The 14,857-nt window shown below is 61.6% G+C and carries 16 protein-coding genes; all 16 read right to left on the bottom strand.

Translation table 11 applies throughout. From position 1 onward, the window contains the following. The coding region (locus Q8K99_07030) for a glycosyltransferase (GenBank protein ID MDP2182306.1) at window positions 1-290 on the bottom strand (290 nt) is incomplete at its 3' end. A gap of 65 nt (window positions 291-355) precedes the next feature. Further along, entirely contained in the window at window positions 356-1,288 is a 933-nt protein-coding gene (locus Q8K99_07025) for a glycosyltransferase family 2 protein (protein ID MDP2182305.1), read from the bottom strand. Continuing rightward, window positions 1,278-2,717 (bottom strand): O-antigen ligase family protein, encoded by a 1,440-nt coding sequence (locus Q8K99_07020; protein ID MDP2182304.1) that lies wholly within the window; start codon window positions 2,715-2,717, stop codon window positions 1,278-1,280. Before Q8K99_07020 ends, Q8K99_07025 begins: the two co-directional genes overlap by 11 nt. A gap of 11 nt (window positions 2,718-2,728) precedes the next feature. Further along, window positions 2,729-4,207, bottom strand: a complete 1,479-nt coding sequence (locus tag Q8K99_07015; GenBank protein MDP2182303.1) for a polysaccharide biosynthesis C-terminal domain-containing protein — start codon at window positions 4,205-4,207, stop codon at window positions 2,729-2,731. Between the two features lie 193 nt (window positions 4,208-4,400). Further along, the gene (locus Q8K99_07010) at window positions 4,401-5,408 is read right to left on the bottom strand and encodes a class I SAM-dependent methyltransferase (protein ID MDP2182302.1); all 1,008 of its coding nucleotides are present in this window, start codon (window positions 5,406-5,408) and stop codon (window positions 4,401-4,403) included. Between the two features lie 41 nt (window positions 5,409-5,449). Further along, entirely contained in the window at window positions 5,450-7,246 is a 1,797-nt protein-coding gene (locus Q8K99_07005; GenBank protein MDP2182301.1) for a polysaccharide biosynthesis tyrosine autokinase, read from the bottom strand. Window positions 7,247-7,278: 32 nt separating this feature from the next. Next, on the bottom strand, window positions 7,279-8,070 hold the full coding sequence (locus tag Q8K99_07000) for a hypothetical protein (protein MDP2182300.1): 792 nt from the start codon (window positions 8,068-8,070) through the stop codon (window positions 7,279-7,281). 113 nt (window positions 8,071-8,183) lie between these two features. Then, window positions 8,184-8,900: a hypothetical protein gene (locus tag Q8K99_06995; GenBank protein ID MDP2182299.1), complete on the bottom strand. Its 717-nt coding sequence runs from the start codon at window positions 8,898-8,900 to the stop codon at window positions 8,184-8,186. Next, entirely contained in the window at window positions 8,901-9,926 is a 1,026-nt protein-coding gene (locus Q8K99_06990) for an N-acetylmuramoyl-L-alanine amidase (protein ID MDP2182298.1), read from the bottom strand. A gap of 305 nt (window positions 9,927-10,231) precedes the next feature. Next, a complete protein-coding gene (locus Q8K99_06985; protein MDP2182297.1) occupies window positions 10,232-10,393 on the bottom strand; it encodes a hypothetical protein in 162 nt (53 codons plus the stop codon). 318 nt (window positions 10,394-10,711) lie between these two features. Continuing rightward, window positions 10,712-11,296, bottom strand: a complete 585-nt coding sequence (locus Q8K99_06980) for a hypothetical protein (protein MDP2182296.1) — start codon at window positions 11,294-11,296, stop codon at window positions 10,712-10,714. A 160-nt stretch (window positions 11,297-11,456) separates the two neighbouring features. Continuing rightward, entirely contained in the window at window positions 11,457-12,599 is a 1,143-nt protein-coding gene (locus Q8K99_06975) for a DUF4365 domain-containing protein (protein MDP2182295.1), read from the bottom strand. Window positions 12,600-12,703: 104 nt separating this feature from the next. Continuing rightward, window positions 12,704-13,144 (bottom strand): hypothetical protein, encoded by a 441-nt coding sequence (locus Q8K99_06970; protein ID MDP2182294.1) that lies wholly within the window; start codon window positions 13,142-13,144, stop codon window positions 12,704-12,706. Window positions 13,145-13,295: 151 nt separating this feature from the next. Beyond that, the gene (locus Q8K99_06965) at window positions 13,296-13,631 is read right to left on the bottom strand and encodes a hypothetical protein (protein MDP2182293.1); all 336 of its coding nucleotides are present in this window, start codon (window positions 13,629-13,631) and stop codon (window positions 13,296-13,298) included. Between the two features lie 138 nt (window positions 13,632-13,769). Beyond that, the gene (locus Q8K99_06960; GenBank protein ID MDP2182292.1) at window positions 13,770-14,033 is read right to left on the bottom strand and encodes a Txe/YoeB family addiction module toxin; all 264 of its coding nucleotides are present in this window, start codon (window positions 14,031-14,033) and stop codon (window positions 13,770-13,772) included. Continuing rightward, window positions 14,030-14,272 carry a type II toxin-antitoxin system Phd/YefM family antitoxin gene (locus Q8K99_06955; protein MDP2182291.1) on the bottom strand — a complete coding sequence of 81 codons (243 nt, stop codon included), beginning with the start codon at window positions 14,270-14,272 and terminating at the stop codon, window positions 14,030-14,032. The genes Q8K99_06960 and Q8K99_06955 overlap by 4 nt, the downstream gene beginning before the upstream one ends. Between the last annotated feature and the right edge of the window lie 585 nt (window positions 14,273-14,857).

Raw genomic sequence — 14,857 nt, 5'->3', positions numbered from 1 at the left:
CAGTCCTTGTGGTACTGCGAATGAACGATGTCGGGATCGAACCTGCGTATGAGTGCACCCACTCGCGCGATCTCGGACAGGCTGCCAGGCTCCGATTGTCTGCCTCGAAGCACCACGAGCTCTGCGCGGGGGTCGAGTAGCTTCCGCTTCCGATCGGTCGCTTCACTGCAGGCTCCGAGTTCCTCCCCGTGGTCTCGAGTGACGAACAGCACATCTGCCTGATCGACCAACGCGTTCGCGATAGCAGCGGCGTAGTAGAAGAAGTAGTCGAGAATCATCACCACGCGCATACGTTCACCTGAATCCAAGGCTTCCCCGGATCCCATCCCGTCTTTAGACTGTAGACGTCCAGCACTCATTCCGGCCGCTTTCTCGTGGCTCCCATCAGGACCCGAATCGCGTTGATGTCAGCGTGGCGGTGCGTCGACGATCCGGTACGGGGCAAGGTTGCCCGGAGGGCTCGCCAAAGGAACTGACCAACAAGCATGGCACCGAGGCCCATCTGCGCGATCAATCCAAAGTGCTTCCTCACGTAGGCTTGCTGACTCTCGATCAACAGAAGAGGCACGTCCTCTTCCGCGCCTTCGGAGCTCGTGCCTGCCCGGTGTGTCACGACGACTTCCGGCGTGAACACGGTCGCGTATCCCGCCGCGCGAGCCCTCTCCATCCAATCGACCTCCTCGTAGTACACGAAGAACCGTTCGTCGAAAGGACCCAGCCGCTCGAAGGCATCGCGATCAACGAAGAGGAATCCGCCGCAGACTGAATGCACGATCATGACCGCCGAGTAGTCATCGTCAAGCATTCGATACTCGCGAAACCTCCCGACGTGTGGGAAGCGTCCGGACATCGCCAGGTTCTCGTAGGCAATCCGCAGAGGGGTCGGGGTTCGCTTGCAGCTGTACTGAAGCGAGCCGTCGGGATTCTCGAACCTCACCCCGACAGCCGCGACCTTGTCGTCTTCTTCGAATATCCGCGCCACACTCTCAGGAGTGCCCTGAATCGATTCGATGTCGGGATTCACGAGCAGGACCAGCTGATTCGACGATGCTGCGAAACCGAGGTTGACAGCTGCTGCGAAACCGACGTTCTTGCCCGGAACGACCCTCTTCCCGTTGGGCACGGAAGCCTCATAGAACTCAGCCGAGCCGTCCCCAGGCGAGTTGTCCACAAGAACGTATTCGACGTCTCGACCAGCGAAGAAGCGCCGAAGTGGCCCGACACAGCTTCGGAGGGCGTTGAGGCTGTGGAAGTTGACGAGAATCACCGTGAAACCGCTAGACGGCATGTAGCTCACCCGGCACCTCGGCTACCCGCACGCCCACATACTCGTGCCAAACGAACTGAGCCACGCCAAGCACGAGACACAAAGGAACGATCGACTCGCCGTACGAGAAGTACATCCCGACGAGAGCGCTCGACGCGAGAGCGATGAGAGCAACTGCGGCGCCAGCACCGATCCAAGAGTCCTGACATCGAAGGCGAGCAACATCAACGCCCTGACGGACACCGCTCGCAAGGAGGAGGAGCATCGACAGCAACCCCAGCAGACCGATCCGAAGCCACAGTCCTAGATACTGGTTGTGTATCCAGAGCCGCGGATCGGACACCACGAAGCCTTCTACACTCGTCACATAGCGCGCGCCGTAGTCCACCCCCCAGCCGATCCCAAGAACCGGACTTGCCTGGATAGCGGCCAAGGCGAGTCCATTCTCGTAGAATCGATCAGCGAGGGTTCCACTCGCGAGGCTAGCGTAGTCGCCAATCGACAGAATCCTGCTGAACCAGCCCACTCCAGAGAAGTACGCCCACAACGGAGCGACCGCTCCAATCAGGATCGCCCCGAGGCTACTCACCACGCGCGTCGTGGCGCGCCAATCTCGCGTGGACGCAAGAGTCAACAACAGGCCTGCGCCGAGTCCCAGGAACATGTTCCTGTTCAGGCTGAGCGCGATTGTAGCCATCCCAGCACACAGAACGATCGCCGCGAACGTCCGGCTTCTTCCCCCCTTGACCCCAAATGCCAATGCACTCGCCGCGAAACAACTCGCCACATAGGAGAGCGTCAGACTCGGCGGCCGAACACGCATGAGCTGACCTGCAGTCTCGCTCCGCAGGAACTCGGGAAGGTTGCCTACAAGGAAGAATCGTGCCGATTCACCTGCGTATGCCTGACCAACACTCGCCACTGAAGCGATGATCACGAGGCCGCCGACGAGACGTGCGAGCCTCAGGACAGTCGTCCTATCTGTCACAGAGAGTCGCACGGCAAAATAGGCCATGAAGAACACGTTCGATCGGGCTGCGAGTACGGCATACCGCAAATTGACTCCGAAGTACTGTGCGCGCACGAACCCGAAGATGATCGTCAACATCAGCAGAGCTATGAGCAAGTCGTTCGTTCCGAGCCGAAGCCGTTTCCGCGGACGCGAGATCGTCGAGAGCACAGCGGCGGCGGTCGCGACAACCACTCCGACCTCGCCGATCGATGGTGATACAGATCCCAGCTCGCCGATCCTGAACGCGTACGGGTGCACCAGGAAGCTCGTCGACAGCAGAATCACGCTGAGGACGGCAACGTCGCTCATCGCGAGCGCAACCGTGACGATCGCCGCTATGGGCGCGAGCGCAATGACCATTGGCCCACGAGCAATGGCGACTCCAACCATCAGCGCAAGCAGGAACGTTGTGGCGAACATGAACCACCGAGAGCGCATCTGACCACCCATCACGGCCCCCATACGACTCTCTCCCTCAGGCGATTCCGATAGACGATCATCGTGGCAACAGCGAGTGCGAGAAGAATCGATGCCTGCAGTCCTATTCCGCTCGACTCCAATGATCCGTCCAGCGCCGACGTGGCAAGCAGCGCCACGAGTGGCGCGCCCGGCAGCGCGATAACGAAGACCCGGCCGGCCGCTTGAGACACGTCACCAACGAACAACGACGCGACGTAGGTCAAGTGAACGCAGTAGTACGCCATATACGTCACCGCCGAACCAAGAGCGATACCCTTCAAACCTAGCCCCAGGACTCGAACGAAGAAGATGTCCAGAACCACGTTAAGCACGATGATACCGGCAACGATCACGATGGATTCCCTCATGTGGTCGGTCGCGCTGAGAATCGTGGACACGCCCAGATTGACGCTCAGGAAGTACATCCCCACCAGGTATATCCTCAAGGGCCCCACTGCCGCAGCGTACTTGGGCAACGCTAGCCCGATGAACCACGGCAGAAGCACCCACGAGGCAAGAATCGCGATTGCAGCAACGACTGAAAGCACGTATACGGGCCGCCATGTGTGGCGACGTACACTCTGGACATCTGCCGTGCTACCGTACGCCCTGAGCAGTCGGGGCCCGACGCCGGCTGCAACCGCAGTCGGCAGTAGATACAGCGCGCCACCCGCGTATAGCACGATCGTGTACAGGCCAAGAGGGCTTCGTCCGAGCAGCGACACCACCATCACCTGATCGATATTGATGAGGTTGTATCCCACAAACGTGAGGGTCGCGAGAAGGAGACCGTAGCGCACCAGTCTCGCGAACAGTGCCAGTTCGAGCGGCGTGCGTGAGGGAAATCCGAGGCTCTTGGCAGCGACAACAAGCACGATCGCAAACGCGAGCAACTGCCCCACGTACACTCCCTCCAATCCCCAGTAGCACCCACCAACTACGCCAGCCGCAAGGTTCGCAAGACCAAGAGTCACCACGGTAGATGAGTAGGCGCCGAAACGCTGGGTCGCGGTGGCGTAGCTTTGAAGAGCCGTGTATCCGGCTTGAAGCAGAACCGCGATCGCAGCAGTCTGCAGGCCGAAGGCCAGCCCTTTGCCAAGGGCCTCACGCCTGACGATCACATACAACATCAGCCCGATCGATACGACCAGGGCTCCCGAGATCCGCACCACGAACCCGTGCCACTTCACAGCCGCTAGACGATTGCTTTCTTCCGCCTTGCCGAGGAGCATTGAGATGTCTCTCGATGCGGCCTGAATCACTCCAAGGTCACTGTACTGCGCGTAGGCGAGAACCAGACCGACAATCGCCAGTGCGCCCATGTCGTAGGGTCCCAGAATCCGCGCGATCACCACTCCCCGAACCAGCTGGGCCGCCGTCGCCGCATACGCCGCGGTCGCAACGAGTGAGACATCGCCAACCAAGCGTGGCGCGCGCGGAACGCGAGAGCGGAGGTCCTTCAGGCTCACCATTCAGCTCTCAACTGCCTACACTGATGGGCCCTCTCCCGCGACGTGTGTGCCGTTTCCTCGCGAAGCTCGAGGCTGCGAATGCGGCGGTCACGTCGCAGAAGGTGTCCGAGCAGCCAAACGGCAAGGAAGATGAGACGCTCCACGAAGACTCCAAACCAACTAGATTGCCGGAACACGATAGCAAGAGAGACTACGCATCTAGTGACAGAATAAGCCGAACCTGATCTCCGTACATGGCCTCGTTGGCCGATTGCGTCGAGCTTCGATCCGCGCTCGAACCTTCTAGGTCCTCCGGTGACAGGTCGAGGAGCCTCCGACCGTCCCTGTACGCGCGTGCCGCCACGAGAGACCAGGGTCGCGCATCGTACTCAACACTCCTGACAACGAGGCCATGTGCACTCGCAAGGGAGCGAAGCCCAGACATGCTGAAGGTGAACAGATGCCTTGGCGGATCCAGCTGGGGCCAGTCTGTGCCGTACTCGTCCCACACGTTATTGGGCACGACTGGAACTCGGATCCGCAGAATCCCTCGTCTGCCAAGCAGGGTCCTTGCATGGGCGAACACGCCGTGAGGATCAGACATGTGTTCGAATGAGTGATTGAACATGACCATGTCGTATTCGCCATGGACCTCCTCGAATGCACAGCGCATGAGCACGATGCCCTGGCTCATAGCATCTGAGCTCAGATGAGGATCCACGCCATGGCACACGTATCCGAGTGCCTGGAGCTTGCGCAACAGGATTCCCGCACCCGAACCCACGTCAAGCACGCGCCCCTTGCCCCTGGGCAACCATCTCAGCACGGACTCGAGGTCTTCACCCAGACGAGGGACGCGCAGGCCAAGAACACGCGACGCGCGACGAACGAGTAGGCGTAGGCGTGCCCTGCTGCCGAGCGTGCCGGCGAGAGAGTAGTAGTCCGCAGGGTAGTACCGGCTCATCTCCTCCAGAACGCTCACTATCTGGAGCGATCCGCACGATCCACACATCGAGTAGGCAAATTCCTCACCCGATCCGTACATCTTCTCAGCAAGGATGATGCGAGACCCCTCCGGGCCGCCGCATACGCTGCACACGCGTGACAGAGTGGAACCCGCGAACGTCGCCTCGTCGTCGCCTATTCCCGCTGGCGCAGGTTCGTGTGGACATTGTGCACCGCGCATAGGGCTCATCTGCAGGGGCCACTGATCCTTCATCGGACGCCCATCGAAATCGTGGATACTCAATCGCACTGACTCTAGCCCAACACGCTCAGAATCGACTGGGCCACGCCCCACCCAAAGTACTGGTCGAGGAAGTAGATCACGAGCGCCAGCACCGCCATCACTCCCGCGAACCCGAGAAGGCCAGCGAGGACCCTGCCCGTGGCGGCCGCGAAGCGTCTACCCATACTCTCTGGAGGAACCCATTGCGCCCGATCTTGCACTGCCGACTCAGCTCGAGCCCCGGCCCTGGGCATCCGTCTCGTCGAAGCCTCCGAGTAGTATCCCGCGTAGTAGTAGCCATCGGCGTATCCGTAGCCTGAGCCGGTCTTGTTCTCTTCGAAGCCCCATACGACGACGCCCATCAACCTCGCACCCACGTTGTTGAGAAGCTCGACCGCCTTCTTGCCAGCATCCCGCGTCGAGACCCCGGCTTGACTCACGACCAGAACTCCGTCCACCCAACGTGCGACCGACGCCGGATCTGCGACGGCGAGGAGCGGGGGTGAGTCCACAAGAATCCAGTCCGCCCATTCACTCAGCTCGGTCAGAAGCGCCTCCATCTTCCGTGATCCGAGCAACTCAGATGGATTCGCTGGCATCTTCCCCGAAGTGAGTACCAACAATGAATCGTCGCCCGGTCGCTGCAACGCAGCCTTCAATGAATGCTTCCCAAGCAGGACATCCGAGAGACCCACCGTGTTGCTCACCCCGAAGAACTGCTCTGTGGTGGGACGCCGGAAGTCACAGGAAGCAAGCACGACCTTCTTGCCAGCTTGTGCCAGTCCCGCGGCCAGGTTCGCAGCCACCGTTGACTTGCCTTCGCCGGGCGCTGCAGATGTCACGAGCACGGTCTTAATGTCGTGCTCGAAGTTGATGAAGTCCAGGGAATTGCGCAGAATCCGGTACGATTCCGCCGAGGAGGAGCCTGGGTCCTCGACGATGGTCAACCTGCGAGATCTCGTGCCCTTCTCGACTCGTTCCACAGGGATCGTGCCAAGCACGGGCGCCCCGAACACCCGCTCGACCTCGTCGCTCGACTTCAGCGTGTTATCCAGGTACTCGTACAGGAAGGCCATGCCAAGCCCGAGAATCATGCCAAGTGCAACTCCGATGAGCGCACTCCGCTTTGGCTCGGGCGCGACGGGCCGTGGGTCTACGACCGCCGCACTTACAATCCGGCCTGAGCCAAACTCGAGCTGCTCGTTGATTCTGAGCTGCTCGAGCTTCTCAGCCAGTGTCGTATACGACGATGCTGCTATCTGAAGTTCGGCAGCTAGTTCGTCACTCTTGCCTTCTTGGTGGATTCTTCGGCCGAGTGCCAGAATCTCGCCACGCGCATCTTGAAGTCGATCATCTACTTCGTTTGCAGCCGCCTTGATGCTCTCGCGCTTCGAGACCCGCGACCACTCCACATACTCAGCAGCCATTGTATTGGCGACCTCTGCTGCCCTGTCGGGAGAAGATGCCTTGGCGGTCAGAAGCACGATGTTCGTCTGACCGATCGCGGAGACAGCCACGCTCTGCAGCAACTGCTCTGGACTCATCTCGAGTCCTAGTTCTCGAACCGTGTTCTCAGCGAGTGGTCGCAGCTGCATCAGCTGAACCTGGGTCTGAAGACCGCGTTCGGGCTGGCTTGAGATCTCCGGCAACACGGTCCCGAACAGCGCAGCGCCACTGTCCTTCTCCGAGACGAGGACCTTCGCCTCTCCCTGGTAGACCTTGGGCTGAATCAGACTCACAACAATGGCCGCCACCGTTACAATGACGACCGCCTGGATGATGACCCACTTGCGAACACGAATGACGTTCAGGTAGTCCAGAAGCTCCATCTGCCCCGTCCTCTGTCTCGGCGCGCCCGGCTCTACTGCGAGGCTTGCCGCTTTGTGAACTTCGCGACGAACCAGTGTGTCTCGCCGTCAAACTGCTTCGAGATCAGCACGATCTGCCCGTAGCCGGTCTCATGCGACTCGTTCATCACGATATCAAGGGTCACAGTACCGGCAGACACGACGCGGTCGGCCACCCGCACGCTCTTCACCGCGCCGGTCGCATATTCCTCGAGAACCGCCGAACTTGTCGCCTGCTGCTCAAGGATCGTGTTCACGAGCGGCACATCCACGTCCGCCACAGCCGGAACCGCAGACGTCGGTTCGACGCCCGCACCGCTCCCCACGTCGTCCGCCAACCCGCCGGATTCCCCACGCCGCATGCCGCTGACGTATGCGAAGTACCACTTCCCGCCGAAGCTGCGCATACCGAGCTGGCCGGGAGCCGACGTCCCATCCGAGAACTGCGCCGCGATATCAAGCGTCGCCCTATCTCCAGATTGGGTGACCTTGGAGACAGTCATCGACTCCACCTGGCCATCGACCAGCTTCAGGATGTTGGCCTGGGAGTCGATCTGCTCCTGCCAGATGCGCAGTGCGAACTCCTCGGTCATCCCTGGTGGGAGCCTGAGTGTGGCGGTCTCGGTAGTCTCCGTCGGTTTCGCCGGAATGAGGTTATTCGTCGTCTCGGACCCGCCAAGCAGGTCCTCGACCAGCGACATCCCGTCAAGGAAGTAGAACGCCGCAGCGAAAGCTGCGAGGGCGAGAACGAGGATGATGGCGGCACGCGCCAAGGACGGTTTGGGACTTGCTTGCTGCTGTGTCATAACTGCTACTCCTGCAATCCCCGGTGAACGTAACGCGATGCATGAAAGCGCACGTAGAACCGTATCCGAGTATAGCCGTACCACCCGGACTTCACCAGCAACGGGGCAGGCGCCTATCTCCGCAACTGCTCACGCAACCCCCCAAGCGCTGTAGTCGAAACGTTCGATTTGGCGCGCTTCTCAACGACCGCATCGGCAACCGCGTCCCAGTTCGCGCGCAGAACGTCCGAGAGCGCGGAACCGATCCCGATACGCATTTCATCGGCATACCCGGCTTCGCTGTTGAACGCTACGTCCGCAACGAGCCCTCTGATAGCCGAGGAGTCCAGTCGCTGGGCCGCGCCTGCGGGAATCGCGACAAACTCGCCGTCGGCGTATACGTTCACCGGATTCGGGACATCGAGGACGACTCCGCCCTCGGCATCGACGATCTCGCCCCAGACGGCCTCAGGCAGGGCGACCCACGACGGAGTCTCGCGTCCTGCTTCGTCCGCCCAGATCTCCGCGACGGATCCGGCTCCGCCGAACGGGTAGGCGTCCTTGAGCGCCGTGTAGGACGTCCCCGGCAGCGTCACCTGAGCAAGCGGATCGACGACCTCGACCGTGCACGTCTCCTCGCCCACCTCGATGTGCAGAATCACGCCCGCGACGTGCGCCCCGTCCGCCTCCGTGGTCTCCAAGACCACCAGCAGATCACTCGGTGACCCGGAAACCCCGAGCAGTTCGTCGCCCCGGAACACATAGAGGCCCACGGCGACCAGCGCAACCACGACGAGTCCGAGCACGGCCCCTACCGCGAGCGACCGTCCGAACGATCCCTTGGCTGCCATCTACTTCGTCTCCAGATAGCTCATGATCCCGTCGGCCATCCCCTGTGCCAGCTTGTCCTGGTAGTGCGGACTTCCAAGGAGCCTGTCTTCGACAGCGTTGCTCAGGAACCCGCACTCCACCAGTATGGCGGGTACCTTGGACCAGTTGAACCCCGTGATGTCTCCCCGGGCCACAACGCCGCGCGACACCGCCCCTGTCGACGCCACAACGCTCGATTGCACGGCCAAGGCCACCTTCTTGCTGTCGCCCGCGATCGGCTTGGTCCATGCGTTTGTCGCGGGATACAGAGTTGAGACGCCTGCCGCATTCGCATCGGTGCTGCCGTCCCCGTGAACGCGCACGAAAAGGTCTGCGCCCGCCTTGTTTGCCACCCCGGCGCGCTCCGCGTTCGATATCCGGACGTCGTTGGTGGTGCGCGTCATCACTACAGTGACCCCGCGCGACTCCAGAACCTGCTTCAGGTTCATCGATATCTGCAACGCGATCTCGTATTCGGGAACCCGCGACGCCACCCCCGTCGCTCCGCCGAGCACCCGGTCCCGCATCTCGGCCGAGCCTGGACCGGTGGGCTCCTTGCCGTTGTCCGAGGACGACTGGTGTCCCGGATCGATGCAGACCACGAAGACGGCGGCAGAAACCGCCTGCTTGCCTTCCTCAGGCGGCACCCGAAGTGTCACGCACGCACCTGAGCGCGATAGCTGCCCCATAACGGGTTCCTGAGAGACGACCCTCCGCTTGTCGCCGGCGCCCGCCGGTTTGACACCGCTATCGACGACGACATCGCACCCCAGGCCCACTGCCGCGAGCACGACCCGGGCCTCCTCGACGGTGTGGCCGCTGACATCAGGCACCTCGACCATAGGCCCGGGCTCCGCAGTGGTATCTGCCGAAGGAGTGGCGGTCGCCGGGACGCTTGCGGCTGACGCTTCGGTCGACCGGACTGCCTCTGGCGCTGCCGGAGCGTTCTCCTTGGCGAGCCATACGGCCCCGGCAACGACCGCAACCACCAGGGTAGCCAGAACCACCGACGCGACCGCGAGAACGCGGACGCGCCTGCCTCTGTCCCGCTGTGTACGATCGCTTCGAGAGCTGCTCATGTGTGTGATGGTGGGCCCGGCAGGATTCGAACCTGCAACCAAGGGATTATGAGTCCCAATCGAAGGGTTTCATACAGTCTAGTGTAGTGCCATTGAGGCCGCTATTCGCGCAGGTCGCGGGCGGTACTCCTGCCCGCGCGGTCCCGACGCGTCCCGCCCAGTTTCGACACGGTTTCGTGCCACATGGCGAATCGGCGGCGCTTTTTATGACGGGTGCCGGAAGTGCAAGGCGGCTAGCTGATGCGCTTCGCCGACCTCGTGACGACGGTCATCTCGAACATCCGGCGCATGAAGCTGCGTCTGGCGCTGACCGCACTCGGTGTGATCATCGGGACGTCACCGGCCCCACCGATGTCGTGTAGGTTCTCTGAATATATGACAGTCTGTTGCGACAATGCTCTCACCCTCGCATGACTCGTGCTACGGTCCGCTGCTGCGACTGTGCCGTGCGACGGACCCCCTCCGACCGCAATCTATCACGACGGTCTGACATGAGGGGGCGACGCGCCTCGCTCGTTCTAGAGTATACGAACATACGCTCACTGTCCCATCTGAACCCGCTTTGACCACCCTAGGAGAGGGATCTGTGGTGCTCGGTCCGATGGGGTTTGGTTGGGGCTAACGTGTTTGAGCTTGACCTGCAAGGCGAGGCACCTCCTCGCCTTGGGAGAGCGTAGCTCTCCGTGCCGAGGCTTGCCAGGTCGAAGCTCTGGTTAGGCCTTGCGGTCACCCGTTCCGGACAGTGCGGGGTCGAAGCCCTGCCGCCCCCACCGTAGTCTTGTGCGCGATCTCATGAGTACAGCGACCGGGATAGCCAGCCCCAAGACGTCGACGATGGTGATGCCGTGCTGAGAGGTGGAGTAGGCGAAGTTCGCCACCATCGCCGCAACGACCATGACGACTCCCACCCCCCGACCACGTAGGCCGATGAGTGCGCCAGCGAAGGCCGTGGCGGTGCCTGCGGCCAGGGCGAGGAGAAGGGGCGTCTCGCCCGGCAGGGCGAGGCTCTTGGCGGCGATGCCGATGAAGGCGATGGCCCCAATCGCAAGCATTGTGAGGCTGATCGTTGCGGTAGCGTAGAGGTAGGCCCTCAAGGCGGTCCCAAGCTTCAGATCAGCTCGAGCGTCGCGTCGTGATGCGACCGCAAACAGAAGTGCCAGGGCCCCGGCGATGACCAGACTGTCGAGAAGACCGTAGCGCTCTGGGTTGGCTATCGCGGATGACAGCCACAGGGAGATGGCCAGCGCGAGAATGCCGGCGTCAGCCCATTTGTCGATATCTCGCACCGCTTCCCCCACGGTCCCCCCGCATAGGCCTAACGTTGTTCGGGATCAGCTGCAATACGCCGCCCGACCCCGCTTCGACGCGAGACTACCTCGCTGGCGGCGTATTGTCTGCTGGATCCCGTTGTTGTGCGCACAAGACCGGCGGGCGTGTGTTGCGAACTCAAGGACGGGGTCATGGCGAGTAGTCACGAATGAAGCCGTCCCACGCCTCGCGGACTACGCTGTGTCCGGAGTGTCGAATCCACGCTCCCTCAGGCATCACATTGCGGGCCGCTAGCTCGCGCGTGGTGATCGGGAGCGCACCCCTTGTGGCCGGCGGCGGCGGGAAGAACAGGCGGCGCATCTCCCGCAGAAGATCTCGCAGCAGCAGTCCTAATTGGACAGCAGCGACATAGGTGTCGGGCACGCTCTGCAAGACGACGCGGCCAGTGATCTCCTCCCGTGGATCCGGACGGCCTATCGTGACGTTCACGCGATGCTCGATCTCACGCACCCGCAGCGAGACGTTGGACAACGCATCGACGAGAGGGTGCACAACCCCGCTGGCGGAAGGTTCCTGCTCCACGACTAGGTTGTCCAGTTCGTGAAGGACAACGGCAATCACAAGCGCAACGATGGTTGAGCGGCCGCTGCTGTCCGACAAACTGGGTGGCAGCGAGACGCTGTACTCGTCAAGGTGAGGACTAGGGGCGGTGTCGCCGTGGTCGTCATCGAGGAGAGCGCGGATAGGCAGAAGGTCCCTCAAGTCGAGGAATGCCATGAACTCGACGCACAAATCTAGGCAATCGCTCAAGCGGTCATACACCTGCAAGAACTTCGCAATCTCTTCCCGGCTCAAGACTAGACTGCGATACACGTCGCGGTGTGCTTCAACGCGTTTCCTGATGCGTTCTGCGGAAGCTGCATCGAGGAGCTGGATCTTGGGAATCCGGGCGCGATGGGTTGCCTGGCCTGCAGGAATCTCGATGTCGCTAGCCCACTGGTAGTAGAACGCCCCGCTGGCTTCCTCCCACAGAGCGACCATGGTGAGCAGGAGATGACTCTGCCACAGCCGCCATCGATCTGCAGGAATCGGTGGCAACGATACCGACACACCGTTGTCGACGACGTCCACCTGCTTGACCGCCTTGACCTGAACGTGAAACTCCAGCGGCTGTACCTGCATCGTGTCGTCCACGATCGTCACGGCCCCGTCGACTCCGAAGTCGGCACCCGCAGCCGTCGGGTTCCAGACCCAACCCTGCTGCGCCACGAAGACGCCGAACATCTGCTCAGCATGCCGACCAAGTCGTTGGGCTTGCGTGTACTTGGCCACTAGGACTCCTAAGCCACCTTGTTGCGCACAACGTGTTACGGCATGAGCGGCGGGTTTCGCCGTTCATGTTGATTCTATCTCGCGCCGTCCGCTCGATGCCGGGGTTAGGTGCCGAACGGACCACTTTCGAGCTGGACTCCGGCAGCCATCACCTGTCGTGCCGAAAGGTAGACGGCGATGGCGGGACCGAGCGCCGTCAGCGCGATCCCGGCGACCAGGAGATACGTCTCGAGCTGCATCAGCCGATAGGCTTCAAAGCCGCCCAGACCGATCGCCGCCGATATCAGAGCGGGGTACAGCGAGCCGACGAGAACCGGGATCCAGATCTCTCTGGCAGCGCCGCGATGAACCGCGAACAGACCGAGGTACCATCCGGCCGCGGTCACGAAGAGACCCTGCACTGTCGCAGCGACCGCGACACCGACATCCGTTGTCACGACGAGGAACGCAACGCCCAGGCCGAGCGCTGATACGAACGGCCAGCCGAAGAGGAACCCTATGATCCACAAAGCCACTCGCGAACCCGCTGGCCGAGAACCGTTCACGAATCCCCCTTAGTGCACCTAACGTGCTTGAGCTTGACCTGCAAGGCGAGGCACCGCTTCGCCTTGGGAGAGCGTAGCTCTCCGTGCCGAGGCTTGCCAGGTCGAAGCTCTGGTTCGACTTGGTGCCGAAATCCGCAGGGCCAGGGAGATCTCACATGGGCGACACGAGATTCAAGACCACCCACAGAATGATGCCGCCGAAGACCGCGGCCCCGGCGAGACACCCCAAGGTCGCCACGCTCATGGGCACACATCCTGGCCCAGAGGCTGAGACAGGCTGCGACTCCGTTGAATCCGACGAGTGTCCGAACATGAGTTGCAGCGCCAAGACGATGGCCGCGCCGCCAAGGGCGGGAGGCAGCACCGTCATCACCAAATCCATTCCGGGGAGCCACGGCATGTCCCCGAACATGGCTAGGAGAAACAGAATCAGTCCGGAAAGACCCAGGATTCCCGCAATCCACGCCTGGCGGTTGCTGCTACTCACTCGCACCCCCGTCGGCGCTCCGTCTACCTGTCCGGTCGAGTGACACACACCGATGTCGAACGTGTTAGGCATGAGCGGCGGCCCATGCCCCACTGGTTGATTCTACCTGACGCCGTCCGCTCGATGCCTTGGTTCGACCTACCCGTAGTGACTCCACATACGCAACACTTTGACCACGTGCTCATCCTGAAGGACCTCGTAGACCAGTCGGTTGTGGATGTTGATGCGCCGCGAATACGCCTCGCTCAGGTCGCCGACGAGCTTCTCATACGGCGGCGGCGTCTGATACGGATTCTCAGCCAGGATGTCGAGGAGCGACTGTGCCTTCGACTTCAAGCCGGCCGCCGCCAGGTTCTTGGCATCCTTCTGCGCAGCCTTGGTGTAGACCACACGCCAGCTCACCAGTCGAGCTCGTCTTCGAGCTCATCGACCGGCGTGGCCATGCCTTCGATGATCGACTCGCGCATGCCCGGAATCGAGACCAGGTAGAGCGTCTCCTGGACGGCGCGCCAGTCATCCTCGCTGACGAGCACGGCGTTTCCGCGCTTGCCGGTGATCTGGACGGGCTCGTGCGAATCCGAGACCTCGTCGAGCAGCCTGTAGAGCTGCTTGCGCGCCTCGGTTGCGGTGATGTTGGTCATGGGAACTCCCTTCACGTACGTAATACCGTACGCGCCGATGCGAGTTGAGTCAAGTTCGTGGGAGTTAGGTCGAACGTGTTAGAGCTTGACCTGCAAGGCGAGGCACCGCCGCGCCTTGGGAGAGCGTAGCTCTCCGTGCCGAGGCTTGCCAGGTCGAAGCTCTGGTTAGGAAGGCGCACCGCCATCCACGAGACTCCGCCAGTTGATGTGTGGAGCCAGTTCGCGGAAGCACTCTAGGTCGACAGGGAGACGACCCTTCCGGTATGTGCGCTGGAAGTCTAGTAGTCCGTGTTCGACCGCGTCACGTATTTCATCCGATGTCTGAGCCGGCCAGCACGGGACGTTGAAGTAGTCGCCGTCGAGTCGCTGAAAATCACGACGAGATCGCCTCATTAGCTTCTCACGCGACGACATCCAGAGGTCGCCTCGAATCTGTCTTCCCAATGCGGATTCCAGTGAAGCCGAACACCCGTACCACTTCAAGCCGAACACCGTAACGGTCGAAGCCGAACGGTTGGAGCGAGACGACGCGATCGTGCGGTCAGCATGACAAGGTGTTCGGCTTCAGGTCAACTTTCTGGGGCG

The organism is Actinomycetota bacterium, from assembly GCA_030682655.1.
Taxonomy (GTDB): domain Bacteria; phylum Actinomycetota; class Coriobacteriia; order Anaerosomatales; family JAUXNU01; genus JAUXNU01.
The sequence above is the reverse complement of the archived record's forward strand: the minus strand, read 5'-3'. Positions and strand labels throughout refer to the sequence as shown.